Here is a 20779-nt window from a genome sequence, read left to right as displayed (position 1 = left end):
CCCTCTTACCATTACTTATATCATAATTTAAAGATATAAGTACCCTACAATTTTTGTAAAGATGGTATTAGGATAGAAAAAAGTTTTTGTTTGGGAGGTATTAATAATGTGGATATTAGCTGCGTTATGGCTGTTGTAGATTGATAAAAAGCATTTTTGATATGATCAAAGCCATAGGTAAATAATGAAAACAATTGTCTTTCAATGGTTTTGTACCGTTTTATTCGGATGGGATTTAAGGCATTTTGTATTATTCCATTTTTGACTATTAAAGCTGAAGCAATAGCAGTTATCACTAATAATTTTTCAAATCTATCCAATTTTACAATGTGACTTTTTTCAATATCAAAACCACCGCTTTTTAGGTGCAAAAATAGTCGTTCAACACTCCAACGAAATTTATATAAAGCAAAAATATCTTGCTCTATTTCAATTGAAGACACCAGAACCATCAGCTCGCTCTTATCATTTCTATATGCGGTAAAATTAACCTTTCTATTCCATAATATACCACTACAAGCCCTATACTCTAAGGCTTTAACATCACTAAATATTCTTTCAATGGTTAAAGTTCTTAAACCTTTTGTAAGACGAATTTTATGATCCATTTTTAATGGAATAACAAACTTTAGATGGTTATTTATCAGAAAGTCTAACCATTCTTTATTCATAAATTCTCTATCAGCAAGCAAATATTTTATTCTTTCAACGCCAAAATTATTAATAAATTTCTGTAAAAATTCCTTCATAAATTCTGCAGAACACCCGCCACCATGCGACAAAGTCTTCCAGAATATTGGCACCGATATTTTACCAATTACCATTACTAAAAATAAAATATTAATATCGGATTTACCAAATTTCCAACTTGTCCTATCCATTGCTACGACATAATTTTTTGAAGCAAAAAAGCTTAATAGCAAATAGCCAACCTTCATATAATCAAAATTAAAATCTTTTAAAAAACGATAAATTCTATGAGTTTTTGACGTCGCTTTAGCATCACCTAAAATACCAAGTGCTAAACCTTTTTGATAAATTGAGCTGCCCGTCAGCAAACTAATTACCATACCAACCAAACATTTTAATCTTGATTTATTTCCGTCTATATATAAAATCAATTCTTGAAGTATTATATTATGCATTTTGTTATAAAAATACCTACCTTATACTACTTCACACCACTCTAAATCAACCATTCTTCTTCATCTTCTCAAAATTGTAGGGTACTATACACCGTAGGTGGCGTGGCAATCCATTTCTAATCACTTTTCTGGATTGCTTCGTCGACCTTACGGTCTCCTCGCAATGACGATTTTTCAATTATTGTTTTCTTAAACTCGATAATCAAGTTTTTTTGCAGATTTGAATAAAATATAGGATCATGGTTATCATCCCTGCGAAAGCAGGGATCTAAAAATACCCTGAGGTATTATAGATTCCGCACCGAAGCGAGAATGATGGTATGGACGAGTGAAGCGAAATATGCTTTACTGGTACGGAGTCAGCTGAAAAATAGTTTTCAGCTGCTCCAAATTAAATAATAATTTAATTAATAGGTCCATACCATGATAAATAATAGCATAAAAAATACTATAATAGGAATAGATTTAGCAAAAAATAGTATGCACTTGGTGCCAGTCGATCAAAATGGCAAAAAAATAGGTTATCAAAAAGTTACAAGAGATGAGTTAATAGCCTATTTAAGCAATCTCGATAAAAGTTCATTGGTAGCTATGGAAGCATGTGGAGGAGCTAATTATTGGTCACAGGAAATTGCTAAGCTTGGTTTGCAAGTCAAACTAATGAAAACAAAAGATGTAAAAGTTTATGCTACATCGAAACAGAAAAATGATTATAACGATGCGTTAGCAATATGCAAAGCGGCTCGTGATCCAGAATTAAAAACTGTGCTGCCAAAAAGCAAAGAGGAACAAGATATAAAATTTTTGCATAAAATTAGAAGTAATACGATCAGAGATCGTATAATGGTTCCAATATTTTGGACAGAAAAATAAGAAAAATGAGATAGAATTCTTTAGCAAACAAGGAGAGCTAGAGATGAAAAAACAAGTAAGGCAATATAGTGCTGAGGAGAAAGCCAAAATTGTCATAGAAGCAATTAAGGGAGAGCTAACAATAGCCCAGATAACCAGTAAGTATGGTGTTCATGCAACACAGATAAGTAACTGGAAAAAACAAGGTCTTGAGTTGTTAGTACAAGGTTTTAAGAATAAAACACAGAGTGCTGATCCAAATCAGCAGGGGTTAATCAAGAATCTATATGAGCAAATTGGTCAGTTAAGCGTTGAGTGTGACTGGCTCAAAAAAAAATCTGCATTGTTTGGAATTAAAGGTTAGGTGTAATATGATAGAGCCTAATCATAATAAGTTAACAATTGTACAACAGTGTAAGTTATTGGATATTAGCAGGTCAACCTATTACTATCAACCTACTGGTATTAGTGAACAAGATATCAAGATTATGGCAATAATTGATGAGACCTATACTATGCATCCATATTATGGTATGCGGCGGATGGCTAAATATTTACAAGCCCAAGGTTTTTCGGTAGGTCGTAAAGCTGTTAGACGTTACTACAAGATAATGGGTCTTGAAGCTGTTTATCCTAAAATAAATTTAAGCAAGAGGAATCAAGCGCATAAAATATATCCTTATTTACTAAAAGGATTAGAAATAGTATTGCCAAACCAGGTTTGGAGTGCAGATATAATACCAATTGCAATAATTAACACGGTGTGTTTATCCAGTCTCTATACATAATTGATTTTACTAAATCTACATTATGAGCAAATTGATTCCAAGCGTAACAAGCCATAGTGACGATATCTTCATATACACCATAACATTGGTTAGACAAGAAATGATTTTTGATCCATTCCCAAACTTGTTCCATTGCATTAAGTTCCGGTGCATAGGGCGGAAGCGGTATCAAAGTGATATTGCTTGGCACAGTTAGTTTTTTGGCTGTGTGCCAACCTGCATTATCCGTTAGTAAAGCTATATGTCGGTTGCCTTGAATACTGCGAGAAAGCTCTTCTAAGAATTTATTCATTGCCTGTGTGTTTGCATATGGTAAAATTAATGCAAAAGCTTCTCCTGTATCATGGCAAGCAGCTCCATAAATATATGTTGAAATGAATTGCTGTTGCCGAACTTTACGGGGTCTAGTGCCACGCTTAGCCCATATACGAGTTAAGCTACCTTGTTGCCCAACTCGAGTTTCATCCTGAGACCATATATCAACTTTACATCTATCGATATTTTTTGGTAATAATTTTGTTAACATGTCTGGGAAGTTTTTTTATATGTATTTTGAGTCTCTTGATTTGACTTTGGATGCATTGAACGAGAAGTAATCCAGCTAAAACCAAGGCGGTGCATAGTATTGTAGACTGTTTTTAAAGCGCATTTAGCACCATATTCCTCAAGTAACATGATATGTAGCTCCTTTCCAGTTATATACCCACCAGTTTTACTTTCACTGAGCGTATTGATTTTATCAAAAAGAGCAGACTCTTGTATAGTGTTAATCTTCCTAGGGGCGCCGCTTCTTTGTGATTCAAATAATCCTTCAAAACCATGATTCCTAAATCTTCTGAGCCATGATTGCACAGTTTTCCAGTGTGACTTCACTATTTCAGATATGGCTTTTAAAGATTTGCCTAATTGAAGGTGATACATCGCCAATAAACGTATACGATTTCGACCATGCGGCTCATGTTTCATCATTTTTATAAAATCATGACCATGAAAACCTTGTGGTAATATTAACCTAGCCATTTGAGTACCTTTATCAGTTAAAAACCCATTTTACACCACTGCGTTAATTATTGCAATTGGTATAACGTATATAAGACTGAGCCAAGGGTTCGTATATTTAGTAGCTATTATTGACTGGTATAGTCGTTATATTCTAAGTTGGCGAATCTCCATTAGTTTGGAAAGTGAATTTTGTGTAACAGCCCTTGAAGACGCTATAGAAAAATATGGTATGCCAAAAATATTTAATACTGATCAAGGAGTACAATTTACCTCGGAGAATTTTATTAGTATGCTAAAGCTACATAATATCTTGATTAGTATGGATGGTAAGGGACGAGCCTTAGATAATATTTTTATTGAACGTTTTTGGCGATCATTAAAACAGGAAAAAATTTATCGGATTATTTTAACAACAGTAAAGGAGGCAAAGACAGCAATTAACGAATATATGGACTTTTATAATAGACAAAGGATGCATCAAGCTTTGGATTATAAAACTCCAGAATGTGTATATTTTGAAAAAAATATTGTATAAAAACAACAATTTAATTTTTGTGAATTATATCTCTATTTATCTAAATTTTTGTCTAGACAAAGGGGACCACCTTATAAACAAACTGTTGGTGGTGAGCTATGGTAAAAATAAAACCTTCTTTCAAACTAGTGTGTTAGGAGAAAGAATATTTGAAAAGTAAGAAGGGAGGGATTATAAAGTTCTCGAATAATAACAACAAAATTGGAGAATATATTATGATCCCTCTTACGGAGATTTTCTGCTTAATTGATGATTTTTGCAAGCATTTTGATACGGAGCAAAATAAATATATATTACCAAATCCTAACCGTAAGCGTAAAGTAGTTTGCAGTATAGGACTCTCAGAGATTATTACTATTATAGTAATGTTTCACTTGAGTCACTACCGTACCTTTAAAGATTTTTATTTATGCTGCCTATGTCAAAGTTATAGAAAGGAATTTCCAAAACTTGTGAGCTATAGTCGTTTTGTTCAGTTAATGCCAATGAGCTTCATGCCCATGGTATTACTGCTAAAAAGCCTATCAGGAAAACAAACTGGTCAATATTATATCGACTCTACTAAACTTCCTGCTTGCCCTAATTTAAGAATTAATAGACATAAAGTATTCAAAGACATAGCAAAAAGAGGTAAGACTTCCACTGGGTGGTTCTTTGGTTGTAAGCTACATATTGTCATTAACAGTTGCGGAGAGATTATGAGTTTTTCTTTAACTCCAGGAAATGTTGATGATAGAGCAGTGGTGGAAAATTTAGTAGATAAATTACAAGGCTGGCTTTTTGGTGATCGTGGGTATATCAGTAAAAAACTCACTCAATCCCTTGCTAATCAAGGTTTAGAACTAATAACAAAAATTAAAAGTAATATGAAAGAAAGAATAATAGATCCTATTAAAAAGCGGTTTTTAAATAAAAGGTATATTATTGAAACCATTAACGATCAACTAAAAAACCTTTGTCATATAGACCATACAAGGCACAGATCGAGTCTGTCCTATAGTTTGTGTAAGTTGCAAAGAAAGCAGTAAGAGATTACTGTAAAAAAAGTAACTTAAGCAAGCAAGGAGGAATTATGGCTAAAAAATTAGATACAGATAAAGATACATTAAACATCAGTAATCAGCTAGTAGAAGAATTATTATCAAAAGCAGATCCATCGGAGTTATTTGGTCGAGATGGTTTATTTCAACAGCTAAAGAAGCAAATAGTTGAGAAAATATTAGCAAGTGAGTTGGATCATGAATTAGGATATTCAAAACATAGCAAGATGGCAAAAGTAGATAATAATAGTCGTAATGGTAGCTATGAGAAGACAGTAATTGATGGGGATGGTCGTAAGCTGACAGTAGAAGTACCAAGAGATCGGGAAGGAGAGTATAATCCTCAATTAATACCAAAAGGGCTGAGGAGATTTAATGGATTTGATGAGAAAGTGATATCCCTTTATGGTCGCGGTATGACAGTCAGCGAGATCCGAGGGCATTTAGAAGAAATATATCAAACTGATGTATCTGGTGACTTGATATCCACCATAACAGATGGGGTAATAGAAGAAGTAACTAGGTGGCAAAATCGTTGTTTAGATAGGGTGTATCCAATATTATACTTGGACTGTATCTATGTAAAATCTAGAGACAATCACATAGTAATAAATAAAGCAGTATATTTAGCACTTGCTGTAAATATAGAAGGGAAAAAGGAGTTACTTGGCATTTGGATAGGCAAAAATGAAGGTGCTAAATTTTGGATGCAAGTAGTTACTGAGTTAAAGAATCGAGGAATTGAACAAATTTATGTTGCTTGTGTGGATGGTTTAAAGGGCTTTCCAGAAGCTATAAGCAGTGTATTCCCGAGTACTATAGTACAATTATGTATTGTACATATGGTTCGCAATTCAGTAAAGTATGTGTCATATAAAGATTTAAAAGAGGTCACATCAGATCTAAAACAAATTTATACAGCTAATAATGACGAAATGGCACGTTTAAAACTTCAGCAATTTGGTGTAAAATGGGATAAAAAATATCCGGTAATTTCTGATATTTGGCAACGTAATTGGTCTGGGATAATACCGTTTTTTGCCTTTCCTGAAGAGAACAGAAAGGTAATTTATACTACTAACACTATAGAATCTGTAAATCGTCAAATTAGAAAAATTATCAAAAATAAGGGGGTGTTTCCAGATGATAAGTCAATTCAAAAAATAATATTTTTATCCCTACAAAATGCAGCCAAAAAATGGACCATGCCTATTAAAGATTGGTCTTTAGCTTTAAATCAATTTGAAATACTTTGTGGAGATTTTAAGGCTCTGTACAAATAAGTGTGTAAATTTTTCAAAGGTTATATAAAAATATAATATAACAAAAGGAGAAATTATAATGCGTCACAAACAAAATGAAGCAATGAATCAAGCAATAGATTTATTAATAAATAATGATACAGATATATCAACTTTATTTAAAGAGGATGGTTTATTAAAACAATTAACCAAAAGGCTTGTAGAGAAGGCATTGCAGTCAGAGATGAATAATCACTTAGGATATGATAAATATTGTCATACTGATAGCAATAATGTTCGTAATGGTAGTAAAGTAAAGAATCTAGTAACAAATAATGGAGTTGTAGAGATTGAGGTTCCAAGGGATAGAAGTAGTACATTTGAACCTGCATTAATTCCGAAGCGTCAAAGACGTATTGAAGGATTTGATGATAAAATAATATCGTTATACGCTAAAGGAATGAGCTTATCTGATATTAAGATTCAAATGCAAGAATTGTATGGAGCTGACGTTAGCGAAAGTTTGATAAGTCAAATTACTGATGATGTAATTGAGGATGTCAAGATATGGCAAAGCCGACCATTGGATCGAGTATATGCTATAGTATTTTTTGACTGTTTAGTAGTAAAAGTACGTCAAGATAAACGAATTATCAATAAGTCTGTATATGTAGCATTAGGTATTGATTTATCTGGAAGGAAGGATATTTTAGGATTGTGGAACAGTGAAAATGAAGGAGCTAAATTTTGGCTTGGTAATTTTACTGAGATGAAGAACAGAGGTATGCAAGACATGCTTATTGCTTGCAGTGATAATTTAACCGGTATGTCTGAGGCAATAGAAGCAGTTTTTCCGAAAACCGAACATCAATTATGTATTGTACATCAGATTAGAAATAGTTTAAAATATGTATCATATAAAGACCGAAAAGAATTAGCGGCTGATTTAAAGCCTATATATACTGCTAGCACAGAGGAAGAAGCACATCTTGCTTTAGAATCTTTTGAAGCTAAATGGAGTAAACAGTATCCACAAATTGCTAAATCTTGGTATGTTCATTGGGAAAATTTAATGGTTTTTCTAGAATACCCTGAGGCGATAAGGAAAGTAATATACACAACTAATAGTATAGAATCTGTCAATAGCCAATTACGTAAGGTTACTAAGAATAAAAGGGTTTTTCCAAATGATAATGCCGTTTTTAAGACCTTATATTTGGCAATTGATTATATGACCAAGAAATGGGTTATGCCGATTCCGAACTGGAACGCAGCTATGGCTCACTTTTTGATAAAATTTGAAGGTAGAATTTAAGCCCTATGAAAAATTTACACACTTAATTAGAAAGGCTCCCAGAATGTGTATATTTTGAAAAAAATATTGTATAAAAACAACAATTTAATTTTTGTGAATTATATCTCTATTTATCTAAATTTTTGTCTAGACAAAGGGGACCACCTTAAACCAAGCTTAGCAATTTCCTGTGACCAATAATTAGCTCCTCCACATGCTTCCATAGCTACCAATGAACTTTTATCGAGATTGCTTAAATAGGCTATTAACTCATCTCTTGTAACTTTTTGATAACCTATTTTTTTGCCATTTTGATCGACTTGCACCAAGTGCATACTATTTTTTGCTAAATCTATTCCTATTATAGTATTTTTTATGCTATTATTTATCATGGTATGGACCTATTAATTAAATTATTATTTAATTTGGAGCAGCTGAAAACTATTTTTCAGCTGACTCCGTACCAGTAAAGCATATTTCGCTTCACTCGTCCATACCATCATTCTCGCTTCGGTGCGGAATCTTTAGACCCCTGCTTACGCAGGGGTGACAATTATAATTGCTGACCTTCGGTATCCCCAATTATGTCAACACCATCTTGGTCATCCTTATCCAATTGTTGTGGGTGTATCTCAACTGTTTCTAATATCCTTATTTTATTTGGCGGCTCATAGTCATAGTAGTCTTTTGCAAACTTTCTCATATCATTATTTTCTGCTAATTCTGTGATTATAATTTTATATTCCTCAAATCCTGGCATTTCTTTAATATAAAGAGGTAAGAATTCTTGGATTACTTCCCTAAATACTTTATTGATTTCAGCTAAAATCTTTTGTTGTTCTCTAGTAATCTTCAGGGGGTTGCTAATGTCTACCCAACCTGAACCAAATTCTGCAAGGCATTCTTGTAATTCTGCTTTATCTTTAACATACTCTATTAATTTCTTAGCCAATACGCCAATAAATTCCTGAATATTGGTTTCTGTGATAGAATCCCTTGCTTTCTCTTTTCTGATCTCTTCTTCCCGAAACTTACTAAACTTCTCAAGCAATGTTGAGCTTATTTCAGTTGCACTCTTAATAATCTGAGTTCATATTCCATGGATACAAGCACTTCTAGCACCATCATAAGTTGTAGCAGCAATGTATATTGCTTCTGCTACAGTAAATGCTTTTTGCTCTCTCCAGATTTGGTCTATATCTAAACCACTAATAATATTAAACAAATCACCTATTGTCTGATGATTGTTTTTTATAATAACCTGAGTTTGACGTAAGCACCAAACAAAATGCTAAGCATTATGTTTGGTGCTTACGTCAAACTCAGGTTAAATTAGTTACTATATATCTTGGATTCTCACCAAGGCTAGTTACTTCTGATTTACCAACTATCTTACGATGACGACTCCAGCTATCAGCTTTATATTTAAATTCACTAAAAAAGCGTTGCTTCTCTTTGCTAATTGTGAAGGCTTCGTTAGATTGTTGCATCAATGGCTCAAGCAGCTTGTTGAGTCTAGTATTTTGGGCTATTCCGACTATATATTTTACATTATTTTCATCACACCAATCCAGCATCTGATGACGACAAAATCCACCATCACCACGAAAAATAATCTCTACTTCAGGCCACGATTGACAAAAACGCTTGACTAATAGAGATAATATTGCCCAGCTATGCTTTGCTTGTTCTAGCTTTGAGCTGCGAAGATTGCTTACTAACAGCTTTTTTCCACAAAAAACATATAAAGGTAGAAAGCAATTATGACGATAATATCCATGATAAAACTTCCCCTCTTGATTGCCATAAATTTCATCATCAGTGGCATCAAAATCAAGTATTAATTGTTTCGGCACGGTTTTATGAGATTCGACAAACTTGTCAATCATCACCTTATGAGCTTTAAGAGCAAATCCACGATCTGCTTTATTTTCTAAACGGCATAAAGTAGAGCTACTAGCCATATCGTCCAGTGTGTCTATACTTGTTTGCAAAGCTGGACATTTTCTTAAATTATCGTGATCATTTAAATCTTCATAACCAAGAGCAATACCATAAATACGCTGTTTGAGCATTGTTAAAATAGTATGAGTAATTTTATCAGAATCTCGCTTATCAGGAAAAATCTTAGCCAGTTCATTAGTTAGACCAAGTCTTTTATCTGCTTCTCTTAGCAATAATACACCTCCATCGCTACTAATATTACCTCCTGTGAAATTTATTTCTATTTGACGATTTTTTACTTTCGATTGGTAAATTAATCCTGTACAATTTGTCATGGCAAAACCCTCTATGTAATCTTCTTTTAACACTGATATTATATAGTAGTACGTCAGTTCGGGATAAGATATAGATGAAATAGTAATAGATAAAAGGATTGTCAAAAAGGAGTGCCTGCAGTATTTATATTTTTAAACAAAAAAACAAACTACAGGCATGAAAAAAGATATCACAGAATTATATAGTTTTATAGATGATTTTTGTAAAATTTATTTGGAGTATGAACAGAGAAAGTTATTACCATCAAATAAGCAAAGAAATCGCTGTTGTAGCATGAGTCTAAGTGAAATGTTAACAATAATAATTATGTTTCATACATCCTATGCTAAGAATTTTAAATTTTTCTATAAAAGTTATATAGAGTGCATGCATAAGGATGATTTTCCCAAAGCCTTGAGTTATAATAGATTTGTTGAATTAATGGCACGATTATTCATACCGCTAAATATGTTGATTCATTTGTTGTTTGGTGAGGAAACAGGTATTTATTTTATTGACTCTACAACGATTAAAGCTTGTCACAATAAAAGGCGTTATAGCAATAAAGTTTTTAAAGGATTAGCCAAACATAGTAAATCCTCTATGGGGTATTTTTATGGTTTTAAATTACATGTAATAATCAATAATAAAGGGGAGTTTATGGCATTAAAAGTGACCAAAGGCAATGTAGATGATAGGGTTCCAGTACCGGAGTTAACAAAAAGATTAACTGGAATTATAGCAGCTGATAAAGGTTATATTAAGCAAAATTTGTTCTTAAATTTATATGAAAGAGGCTTAAAAATGATTCATGGAATTAAGAAGAATATGGAAAATAAATTAATGGATTTGAAAGAAAAAATCTTACTTCGAAAGCGTAACTTAATTGAAACAGTTTTTGATTATCTAAAAAATAAAATGAACCTTGAACATACTAGACATAGATCACCAATAAATGCCTTTGTCCATATATTATCTACTCTTGTTGCTTACTCATTAAAGAAAAATAAACCTTCAACAAAATTTGATTTTAATCTACATGTTCACAATATCCTTATCCCGAATTGACGTGTATTACAAGGGTTTTGTCTCTATTCTTTCATGCAATATTCAGGCTAGATTAGTATGACGTCATTGTGAGGAGCTGCTTAGCGGTGACGAAGCAAGCCTGTTTTGTGTCATACCTACGTAGGCAGGTATCCAGATTCCCGCCGTTGCTAAGAATGACATAATTCGCAATGACGTTCTTTAGACTCATACGAGTCCTATTCTATAATATAACAAAGTAATCTTTATTATTAAAGCTTAATATGCTTTGTATAATATTAATATATTTTAACATGCAAAGTACTTTTTAAAGAAATTTGTGGAATATCAAATTTAGTGGTAATTATACAATTAAAAATACGAGGTAAAAATATCACGAAATATGATGCAAATTGTGATTTTTATGGTATAGTTAATTCAGGAGAATTTGGGGCTAGGAACGATGGAGTGATGCCTATAAGTAATAGGCGAGCGACGAGTAACGACGTCACCAACTTCTCATCAATTGACTATATAATAATTCCCTTGAAATACAGATACTACAGGGGATTTATATGAGAAAAATTACTGTCAAATTTAACAAGTTACAAGATATCGAAAATCTTAAAAAAATCATGAAAAATGTTTACGCGAGTAATAGCGATCATTTACCGGATATTGCTATAGTCAATTCAGGAGAAGTTGGGGACGTTGTCGCTCGCCTATTACTTATAGGCGTCGCTCCATCGCTCCTAGCCCCAAATTCTCCTGAATTGACTATAAATTTCATTTAGGCGGAAAGATTTTTACACCGAGCCAGGTAGATAAAGCAGAGTTGCACATAACAACTACCAACGGCACTGAAATTATAACATTTTCTAAGGCTGCATAATTATATCGTACTGGGTGTTAATTCAGGTTAATTCACTATAAAAAACAAAAAATTATAAAAATTTTGCTAATTAGCTATTAGTGGACAATAAAAAAGTAGTATAATGGATATTATAGTTGGAAGGAATACGTGAAAACAATGATAGAAGAAACAAACAAAAATAATGTTGATGATCAACCAACCATGCTAGTTGGTACTGATGATTTTAAGAAATTATTGCTTAATAGCAACGTATTTGTTGATAAGAGTTTAATGATCAAAGAACTATTGGTTAATACTGGAGATGTAACACTCATCACCCGCCCAAGGCGGTGGGGGAAAAGCCTGAATATGGATATGGTTCGGAGATTCTTTGAGATAGAGGTGGATGAGCATGCGATACCCTTGCCGCAAGAACAAAGAGTTAATTATAAGTTGTTTAGTGGAGGAGAGGTGGATTTGGGTTTTGATGAAACTAAAGAACTAAAGCCATTAAAAATTGCTAATGTAGCAAACTCTATGAAACGTCAAGGTCAATTCCCAGTTATTCTTATAACTTTTAAGGGCGTTAGGGGTAGTAGTTATGAAGAAATTGAGGTGGGAATTAAAAGTCAAATAATTAATTTATTTGCCAAGCATCGTTATTTAGAGCGTTATATAAAACAAGATGAAAAATTATTGATTGATGCACAAAAGGAAATATTACAAAGATATTTTACAGGCAAGTTAATAGAAGATGACATTAAAAATAGTTTAAAGTTTTTAAGTGACTTACTTTTTAAACATTTTAATCAAAAAGTTTACATATTAATTGATGAATATGATACGCCAATTAATAGTGCATATATGAAGTTTGGCAGTAAGGCAGAAGAGTTTGAGGAAGTATTAGCTCTATTTCGGGCAATATTTGGCAATAGTCTTAAAACTAATGATTCATTACAAAAAGGCGTTATTACTGGCATATTACGGATTGCTAAGGCTAATTTGTTTTCAGATTTGAATAATTTAACTGAATGTAGTCTATTAGACAAAAAATTTGCTAGCAGTTACGGCTTTACTCAAGCAGAGGTTGATGATTTATTAACTAAAGTACCACTCAATACTGAAGCAGAAGAAATTAAATATTGGTATAATGGTTACAGCTTTGGTGGAGAAATCATCTACAATCCCTGGTCAATTATGCAGTGTTTATCTAATGAGGGCAAGCTTGATCATTATTGGCTAGATAGCGGGGGTACTGGACTCATTGATAAAGCATTACTATCGGATGAAATACAACAAGATATTCAGCTACTCGCTAGTGGTAAGACTATTATCTCCCCTATTACCAGACAAATTAGTTTCAGTGATATTAACACACGGTCAGGGCTATTTAGTCTATTGCTATTTAGTGGTTATTTAAACCCAATGGTAATCGAGTCAGACGAGGATATTTATGAATTATCTGCTCCTAATAAAGAGGTGAAACACATATATAATGCAAGATTATTACAATGGGTGAGTAGCAAACTACAAATGGATAGTTCTTTATATTATTCATTTGCTAGTTTGTTGCCTGCGGGTAAAATAGAAGAATTTAAAGAGAAATTACAAGAGTTGTTACTCAATGCTACCAGTTTCTACCAAACAGGTGAGAAAAAAGCTGAGCTATTTTATAGCGGCTTTATGCTAGGTTTGATTAACACGTTATCTCTTGGCTATATAATAGACAGTGAAAGAGAAAGCGGTAGCGGTAGGGCGGATATTGTGCTACTACCCAAGATAGGTAAAAGTGACAATGCTATTATTATTGAATATAAAATATGTAAATCTCCTGATATTTTAGAATCTGTTGCAAAAGAAGGGTTAGATCAAATCGTGAGAAAAAAATATGAGGCTAAAATAAAAGAACACTCACATGTTCAAAAAATCATCAAAATTGCTATGGCTTTTTGTGGTAAGGAAGTGGCATTAGAATATCAGATTAATGAAATTTAATTGCTTGAGAATTTTGCAATTAAAGACTGTAGAAACTGTAAAAATTACATCTAAAAGTTAAATTTCAGAACTAAATTGAGTCTTGTAAACTTTTAGTTTTCAGTTGAATTACTATCACCAAGCGTAGGTATATCTATATCAACCTGAGTTTGACGTAAGCACCAAACAAAATGCTAAGCATTATGTAATAACATAAACAAACTGTTGGTGGTGAGCTATGGTAAAAATAAAACCTTCTTTCAAACTAGTGTGTTAGGAGAAAGAATATTTGAAAAGTAAGAAGGGAGGGATTATAAAGTTCTCGAATAATAACAACAAAATTGGAGAATATATTATGATCCCTATTACGGAGATTTTCTGCTTAATTGATGATTTTTGCAAGCATTTTGATACGGAGCAAAATAAATATATATTACCAAATCCTAACCGTAAGCGTAAAGTAGTTTGCAGTATAGGACTATAGTACCCTACAATTTTGAGAAGATGAAGAAGAATGGTTGATTTAGAGTGGTGTGAAGTAGTATAAGGTAGGTATTTTTATAACAAAATGCATAATATAATACTTCAAGAATTGATTTTATATATAGACGGAAATAAATCAAGATTAAAATGTTTGGTTGGTATGGTAATTAGTTTGCTGACGGGCAGCTCAATTTATCAAAAAGGTTTAGCACTTGGTATTTTAGGTGATGCTAAAGCGACGTCAAAAACTCATAGAATTTATCGTTTTTTAAAAGATTTTAATTTTGATTATATGAAGGTTGGCTATTTGCTATTAAGCTTTTTTGCTTCAAAAAATTATGTCGTAGCAATGGATAGGACAAGTTGGAAATTTGGTAAATCCGATATTAATATTTTATTTTTAGTAATGGTAATTGGTAAAATATCGGTGCCAATATTCTGGAAGACTTTGTCGCATGGTGGCGGGTGTTCTGCAGAATTTATGAAGGAATTTTTACAGAAATTTATTAATAATTTTGGCGTTGAAAGAATAAAATATTTGCTTGCTGATAGAGAATTTATGAATAAAGAATGGTTAGACTTTCTGATAAATAACCATCTAAAGTTTGTTATTCCATTAAAAATGGATCATAAAATTCGTCTTACAAAAGGTTTAAGAACTTTAACCATTGAAAGAATATTTAGTGATGTTAAAGCCTTAGAGTATAGGGCTTGTAGTGGTATATTATGGAATAGAAAGGTTAATTTTACCGCATATAGAAATGATAAGAGCGAGCTGATGGTTCTGGTGTCTTCAATTGAAATAGAGCAAGATATTTTTGCTTTATATAAATTTCGTTGGAGTGTTGAACGACTATTTTTGCACCTAAAAAGCGGTGGTTTTGATATTGAAAAAAGTCACATTGTAAAATTGGATAGATTTGAAAAATTATTAGTGATAACTGCTATTGCTTCAGCTTTAATAGTCAAAAATGGAATAATACAAAATGCCTTAAATCCCATCCGAATAAAACGGTACAAAACCATTGAAAGACAATTGTTTTCATTATTTACCTATGGCTTTGATCATATCAAAAATGCTTTTTATCAATCTACAACAGCCATAACGCAGCTAATATCCACATTATTAATACCTCCCAAACAAAAACTTTTTTCTATCCTAATACCATCTTTACAAAAATTGTAGGGTATTATGGATAAAAAGTCATCAATTTGGTCTTGCTGGAAGATATATTCGAACTTTAGATGTGAATAGATGGGGAGTTTTAATGTTACTATCTGCCATTGTTATTATAACATATTGGGTTATAGGTGTGGTAGGCTATAGCCAAGGTATGCAAAGAATTTTCCAACCTAACACAGTAAAAGATAAAAAGATTTATTCGTATTTTACCCTTGGGAAATTTATTATTGAATTTAATTATTTGCATGCCATAAAACCATTGGTAGAACCCCTGGCATCTATTATAAAGACGGAGCTTTGTCGTGCTTAATTTCGTGGGGATACATCAGATTGCGAGGAGGCATGAGCCGACAAAGTAATCCAGAAAGTAATTAAAAACGGATTGCTTCGACCATTACATGGTCTCGCAATGACGTATATGCACCCCAAACGTCATTGCGAGGAGTGCTAAAGCACAACGAAGCAACTCATAAGAATTAGTATGATACATCAAGACTAGATGGATTGCTTCGTCGGGCGGTTTCCGCACCTCTCGCAATGACGTTTTATGCTGTTTAATACTTATACTCGATAATCAAGTTTTTTGCAGAGCTTATAAATAGTAGGTTGTTTGAAGGAAATTTGAATATATCCGAGTCACAACATCTATCTTTAAACGCAAAATTTGTCATATATGGACGAGTGAATTTGTCAACAAAGAAAATAAAAAAATAGAGCCACAAAGGAAGCGGTCATATATTCGGCGAGTCTGTCCTATAGTTTGTGTAAGTTGCAAAGAAAGCAGTAAGAGATTACTGTAAAAAAAGTAACTTAAGCAAGCAAGGAGGAATTATGGCTAAAAAATTAGATACAGATAAAGATACATTAAACATCAGTAATCAGCTAGTAGAAGAATTATTATCAAAAGCAGATCCATCGGAGTTATTTGGTCGAGATGGTTTATTTCAACAGCTAAAGAAGCAAATAGTTGAGAAAATATTAGCAAGTGAGTTGGATCATGAATTAGGATATTCAAAACATAGCAAGATGGCAAAAGTAGATAATAATCGTCGTAATGGTAGCTATGAGAAGACAGTAATTGATGGGGATGGTCGTAAGCTGACAGTAGAAGTACCAAGAGATCGGGAAGGAGAGTATAATCCTCAATTAATACCAAAAGGGCTGAGGAGATTTAATGGATTTGATGAGAAAGTGATATCCCTTTATGGTCGCGGTATGACAGTCAGCGAGATCCGAGGGCATTTAGAAGAAATATATCAAACTGATGTATCTGGTGACTTGATATCCACCATAACAGATGGGGTAATAGAAGAAGTAACTAGGTGGCAAAATCGTTGTTTAGATAGGGTGTATCCAATATTATACTTGGACTGTATCTATGTAAAATCTAGAGACAATCACATAGTAATAAATAAAGCAGTATATTTAGCACTTGCTGTAAATATAGAAGGGAAAAAGGAGTTACTTGGCATTTGGATAGGCTCTGGTTTCTGCATTCTTATAAATATCCTTGAGTGACCTCTCATTCCCACGGCTTCTAGAGCCTCGACATAATTACGGATTTATTCAGAATACTTATTCATTAACTCTTTAACTTTCGTTCTCTTTATTGTTACTATTCTTTACTCGCAATATTTATCAATTACCAATTTTTATTTAGTTGACATAGTTTCTTCTTTTTTCTCAACTAAACTAATTTGCAACATATTCGCTACCATTGGTGACTACTGCATAAGCAATCCTTGCTAACTTATTTGCTAAACCAACACATATAATATTATATGATTTATTTTCAGCAAATTTCTTCACTGCCCACTGCACTAGTTTATCTTTCGATTCCTTACCACTTTTTGCTCTTATTGCTATTGTCCTTGCGGCTTGAATCAACATAGTTCTGGCATATCTATCTCCCTGTTTGGTAATCCCTCCTAAAACTATCTTATCTCCTGAGCTATGTTGCTTTGGTACCAAACCAAGCGAAGCAGCAAAATCCCTCGGGGTTGGATAACTTTCCATTGGGGCTACACTCAAACAACTAGCATTGATTGCTCCAATGCCAAAAATTGTCTGCAACCTAGTAGCTTTCTCACTTTGCTTATTATTGCTGATAATCAGCTTTTCTAAAGTTTTCTCTTTGTCACATAAATCCTCAATTTCTTTACATTCTAAAAGTAAAATTGACCGTATCCCAGAATTTATATAACCTTTACTATACACGTCAGTTCGGGATAAGATATAGATGAAATAGTAATAGATAAAAGGATTGTCAAAAAGGAGTGCCTGCAGTATTTATATTTTTAAACAAAAAAACAAACTACAGGCATGAAAAAAGATATCACAGAATTATATAGTTTTATAGATGATTTTTGTAAAATTTATTTGGAGTATGAACAGAGAAAGTTATTACCATCAAATAAGCAAAGAAATCGCTGTTGTAGCATGAGTCTAAGTGAAATGTTAACAATAATAATTATGTTTCATACATCCTATGCTAAGAATTTTAAATTTTTCTATAAAAGTTATATAGAGTGCATGCATAAGGATGATTTTCCCAAAGCCTTGAGTTATAATAGATTTGTTGAATTAATGGCACGATTATTCATACCGCTAAATATGTTGATTCATTTGTTGTTTGGTGAGGAAACAGGTATTTATTTTATTGACTCTACAACGATTAAAGCTTGTCACAATAAAAGGCGTTATAGCAATAAAGTTTTTAAAGGATTAGCCAAACATAGTAAATCCTCTATGGGGTATTTTTATGGTTTTAAATTACATGTAATAATCAATAATAAAGGGGAGTTTATGGCATTAAAAGTGACCAAAGGCAATGTAGATGATAGGGTTCCAGTACCGGAGTTAACAAAAAGATTAACTGGAATTATAGCAGCTGATAAAGGTTATATTAAGCAAAATTTGTTCTTAAATTTATATGAAAGAGGCTTAAAAATGATTCATGGAATTAAGAAGAATATGGAAAATAAATTAATGGATTTGAAAGAAAAAATCTTACTTCGAAAGCGTAACTTAATTGAAACAGTTTTTGATTATCTAAAAAATAAAATGAACCTTGAACATACTAGACATAGATCACCAATAAATGCCTTTGTCCATATATTATCTACTCTTGTTGCTTACTCATTAAAGAAAAATAAACCTTCAACAAAATTTGATTTTAATCTACATGTTCACAATATCCTTATCCCGAATTGACGTAAGATATATAGTAACTAATTTAACCTCAGTTTGATGTAAGAGGAAGGTTGAGATTGTTTAATTTTCCAAAAGCTACAGAAATTTTATTAGGCTTAAAAACATAGGCAAGCAGTCCAGCTAATACGTTATTTTGAAAATTCATAACAGATCTATGCCTTGTATGGTCTATATGACAAAGGTTTTTTAGTTGATCGTTAATGGTTTCAATAATATACCTTTTATTTAAAAACCGCTTTTTAATAGGATCTATTATTCTTTCTTTCATATTACTTTTAATTTTTGTTATTAGTTCTAAACCTTGATTAGCAAGGGATTGAGTGAGTTTTTTACTGATATACCCACGATCACCAAAAAGCCAGCCTTGTAATTTATCTACTAAATTTTCTACCACTGCTCTATCATCAACATTTCCTGGAGTTAAAGAAAAACTCATAATCTCTCCGCAACTGTTAATGACAATATGTAGCTTACAACCAAAGAACCACCCAGTGGAAGTCTTACCTCTTTTTGCTATGTCTTTGAATACTTTATGTCTATTAATTCTTAAATTATGGCAAGCAGGAAGTTTAGTAGAGTCGATATAATATTGACCAGTTTGTTTTCCTGATAGGCTTTTTAGCAGTAATACCATGGGCATGAAGCTCATTGGCATTAACTGAACAAAACGACTATAGCTCACAAGTTTTGGAAATTCCTTTCTATAACTTTGACATAGGCAGCATAAATAAAAATCTTTAAAGGTACGGTAGTGACTCAAGTGAAACATTACTATAATAGTAATAATCTCTGAGAGTCCTATACTGCAAACTACTTTACGCTTACGGTTAGGATTTGGTAATATATATTTATTTTGCTCCGTATCAAAATGCTTGCAAAAATCATCAATTAAGCAGAAAATCTCCGTAAGAGGGATCATAATATATTCTCCAATTTTGTTGTTATTATTCGAGAACTTTATAATCCCTCCCTTCTTACTTTTCAAATATTCTTTCTCCTAACACACTAGTTTGAAAGAAGGTTTTATTTTTACCATAGCTCACCACCAACAGTTTGTTTATGTTATTACATAATGCTTAGCATTTTGTTTGGTGCTTACGTCAAACTCAGGTTATTCTACTAATGTATAGGCAAGGCTTGACAAAATTAGTCTGAGTTGATTAGCCCACCATTTATGGCATGAAGTGCGATCGGCAAATAGCTCTAACTGTTGCTCTTTTATACGATTTTCCATATCTCCACGTGCACAGTAATTTTTATCATATAAATCTTCTGGCTTACCTGCTAAATTAGTTACTATATATCTTGGATTCTCACCAAGGCTAGTTACTTCTGATTTACCAACTATCTTACGATGACGACTCCAGCTATCAGCTTTATATTTAAATTCACTAAAAAAGCGTTGCTTCTCTTTGCTAATTGTGAAGGCTTCGTTAGATTGTTGCATCAATGGCTCAAGCAGCTTGTTGAGTCTAGTATTTTGGGCTATTCCGACTATATATTTTACATTATTTTCATCACACCAATCCAGCATCTGATGACGACAAAATCCACCATCACCACGAAAAATAATCTCTACTTCAGGCCACGATTGACGAAAACCATAGTACCCTACAATTTTTGTAAAGATGGTATTAGGATAGAAAAAAGTTTTTGTTTGGGAGGTATTAATAATGTGGATATTAGCTGCGTTATGGCTGTTGTAGATTGATAAAAAGCATTTTTGATATGATCAAAGCCATAGGTAAATAATGAAAACAATTGTCTTTCAATGGTTTTGTACCGTTTTATTCGGATGGGATTTAAGGCATTTTGTATTATTCCATTTTTGACTATTAAAGCTGAAGCAATAGCAGTTATCACTAATAATTTTTCAAATCTATCCAATTTT

20 protein-coding genes and 1 pseudogene are annotated in these 20779 nt (G+C 32.6%); 11 read left to right on the top strand and 10 right to left on the bottom strand.

Annotation, left to right across the window (positions count from 1 at the left end; genetic code table 11):
• Positions 1 to 44: 44 nt before the first annotated feature.
• Positions 45 to 1145 carry a transposase gene (locus NBW66_RS13840; RefSeq protein ID WP_250310546.1) on the bottom strand — a complete coding sequence of 367 codons (1101 nt, stop codon included), beginning with the start codon at positions 1143 to 1145 and terminating at the stop codon, positions 45 to 47.
• A gap of 423 nt (positions 1146 to 1568) precedes the next feature.
• Here NBW66_RS13840 and NBW66_RS13835 point away from each other — a divergent pair, with 423 nt between their 5' ends.
• From NBW66_RS13835 to NBW66_RS13795, 4 genes are all read left to right on the top strand, one after another.
• Positions 1569 to 2018, top strand: a complete 450-nt coding sequence (locus NBW66_RS13835) for an IS110 family transposase (RefSeq protein ID WP_250310545.1) — start codon at positions 1569 to 1571, stop codon at positions 2016 to 2018.
• Between the two features lie 43 nt (positions 2019 to 2061).
• Positions 2062 to 2361 (top strand): transposase, encoded by a 300-nt coding sequence (locus tag NBW66_RS13830; protein ID WP_094649795.1) that lies wholly within the window; start codon positions 2062 to 2064, stop codon positions 2359 to 2361.
• A 3033-nt stretch (positions 2362 to 5394) separates the two neighbouring features.
• Positions 5395 to 6645 (top strand): IS256 family transposase, encoded by a 1251-nt coding sequence (locus tag NBW66_RS13800; protein ID WP_250311308.1) that lies wholly within the window; start codon positions 5395 to 5397, stop codon positions 6643 to 6645.
• Between the two features lie 58 nt (positions 6646 to 6703).
• Positions 6704 to 7918 (top strand): IS256 family transposase, encoded by a 1215-nt coding sequence (locus tag NBW66_RS13795; protein ID WP_250310568.1) that lies wholly within the window; start codon positions 6704 to 6706, stop codon positions 7916 to 7918.
• Between the two features lie 110 nt (positions 7919 to 8028).
• Here the strand turns inward: NBW66_RS13795 and NBW66_RS13790 are convergent, their stop codons facing one another.
• From NBW66_RS13790 to NBW66_RS13780, 4 genes are all read right to left on the bottom strand, one after another.
• The gene (locus NBW66_RS13790) at positions 8029 to 8289 is read right to left on the bottom strand and encodes a hypothetical protein (protein WP_250311307.1); all 261 of its coding nucleotides are present in this window, start codon (positions 8287 to 8289) and stop codon (positions 8029 to 8031) included.
• A gap of 161 nt (positions 8290 to 8450) precedes the next feature.
• On the bottom strand, positions 8451 to 8948 hold the full coding sequence (locus NBW66_RS13785) for a hypothetical protein (RefSeq protein ID WP_250311306.1): 498 nt from the start codon (positions 8946 to 8948) through the stop codon (positions 8451 to 8453).
• Between the two features lie 39 nt (positions 8949 to 8987).
• Positions 8988 to 9122, bottom strand: coding sequence for a hypothetical protein (locus NBW66_RS14725; RefSeq protein WP_284346699.1), 135 nt, complete (start codon positions 9120 to 9122; stop codon positions 8988 to 8990).
• A gap of 97 nt (positions 9123 to 9219) precedes the next feature.
• Positions 9220 to 10209, bottom strand: coding sequence for an IS1380 family transposase (locus NBW66_RS13780; protein WP_250311305.1), 990 nt, complete (start codon positions 10207 to 10209; stop codon positions 9220 to 9222).
• 124 nt (positions 10210 to 10333) lie between these two features.
• Between NBW66_RS13780 and NBW66_RS13775 the strand changes: the two genes are divergently transcribed.
• Positions 10334 to 11224, top strand: coding sequence for an IS982 family transposase (locus tag NBW66_RS13775; RefSeq protein ID WP_250310582.1), 891 nt, complete (start codon positions 10334 to 10336; stop codon positions 11222 to 11224).
• A gap of 622 nt (positions 11225 to 11846) precedes the next feature.
• Here NBW66_RS13775 and NBW66_RS14720 read toward each other — a convergent pair.
• Complete coding sequence (locus NBW66_RS14720) at positions 11847 to 11972, bottom strand: hypothetical protein (protein ID WP_284346698.1); 126 nt, start codon at positions 11970 to 11972, stop codon at positions 11847 to 11849.
• Positions 11973 to 12212: 240 nt separating this feature from the next.
• On the opposite strand from NBW66_RS14720, the gene NBW66_RS13770 reads away from it, so the two are divergent.
• The 5 genes and pseudogenes from NBW66_RS13770 (at position 12213) to NBW66_RS13755 (ending at position 17193) form a co-directional block, all read left to right on the top strand.
• On the top strand, positions 12213 to 14030 hold the full coding sequence (locus tag NBW66_RS13770; RefSeq protein WP_250311304.1) for an AAA family ATPase: 1818 nt from the start codon (positions 12213 to 12215) through the stop codon (positions 14028 to 14030).
• A gap of 334 nt (positions 14031 to 14364) precedes the next feature.
• Positions 14365 to 14490 (top strand): annotated as a pseudogene (locus NBW66_RS14715) (IS982 family transposase); the annotation flags it as partial.
• 87 nt (positions 14491 to 14577) lie between these two features.
• Positions 14578 to 15678 (top strand): transposase, encoded by a 1101-nt coding sequence (locus NBW66_RS13765; RefSeq protein ID WP_250310546.1) that lies wholly within the window; start codon positions 14578 to 14580, stop codon positions 15676 to 15678.
• A gap of 61 nt (positions 15679 to 15739) precedes the next feature.
• The gene (locus NBW66_RS13760; RefSeq protein WP_250310733.1) at positions 15740 to 15985 is read left to right on the top strand and encodes a hypothetical protein; all 246 of its coding nucleotides are present in this window, start codon (positions 15740 to 15742) and stop codon (positions 15983 to 15985) included.
• Positions 15986 to 16506: 521 nt separating this feature from the next.
• Positions 16507 to 17193 (top strand): IS256 family transposase, encoded by a 687-nt coding sequence (locus NBW66_RS13755; protein WP_250311303.1) that lies wholly within the window; start codon positions 16507 to 16509, stop codon positions 17191 to 17193.
• A gap of 174 nt (positions 17194 to 17367) precedes the next feature.
• Here the strand turns inward: NBW66_RS13755 and NBW66_RS13750 are convergent, their stop codons facing one another.
• Positions 17368 to 17892: a transposase gene (locus NBW66_RS13750; RefSeq protein ID WP_250311302.1), complete on the bottom strand. Its 525-nt coding sequence runs from the start codon at positions 17890 to 17892 to the stop codon at positions 17368 to 17370.
• Positions 17893 to 17997: 105 nt separating this feature from the next.
• Here NBW66_RS13750 and NBW66_RS13745 point away from each other — a divergent pair, with 105 nt between their 5' ends.
• Positions 17998 to 18888 carry an IS982 family transposase gene (locus tag NBW66_RS13745; RefSeq protein WP_250310582.1) on the top strand — a complete coding sequence of 297 codons (891 nt, stop codon included), beginning with the start codon at positions 17998 to 18000 and terminating at the stop codon, positions 18886 to 18888.
• A 28-nt stretch (positions 18889 to 18916) separates the two neighbouring features.
• Here the strand turns inward: NBW66_RS13745 and NBW66_RS13740 are convergent, their stop codons facing one another.
• From NBW66_RS13740 to NBW66_RS13730, 3 genes are all read right to left on the bottom strand, one after another.
• Entirely contained in the window at positions 18917 to 19807 is an 891-nt protein-coding gene (locus NBW66_RS13740) for an IS982 family transposase (RefSeq protein ID WP_250311184.1), read from the bottom strand.
• Between the two features lie 192 nt (positions 19808 to 19999).
• Positions 20000 to 20506: a transposase gene (locus NBW66_RS13735; RefSeq protein WP_284346779.1), complete on the bottom strand. Its 507-nt coding sequence runs from the start codon at positions 20504 to 20506 to the stop codon at positions 20000 to 20002.
• Complete coding sequence (locus tag NBW66_RS13730) at positions 20500 to 20775, bottom strand: hypothetical protein (protein ID WP_250311301.1); 276 nt, start codon at positions 20773 to 20775, stop codon at positions 20500 to 20502. Before NBW66_RS13730 ends, NBW66_RS13735 begins: the two co-directional genes overlap by 7 nt.
• Positions 20776 to 20779 lie beyond the last annotated feature (4 nt).

The organism is Rickettsia endosymbiont of Oedothorax gibbosus, assembly GCF_936269705.1.
Lineage (GTDB): Bacteria > Pseudomonadota > Alphaproteobacteria > Rickettsiales > Rickettsiaceae > Tisiphia.
Note: the sequence above shows the minus strand (reverse complement) of the source record. Positions and strands in the feature narration are given on the sequence as shown.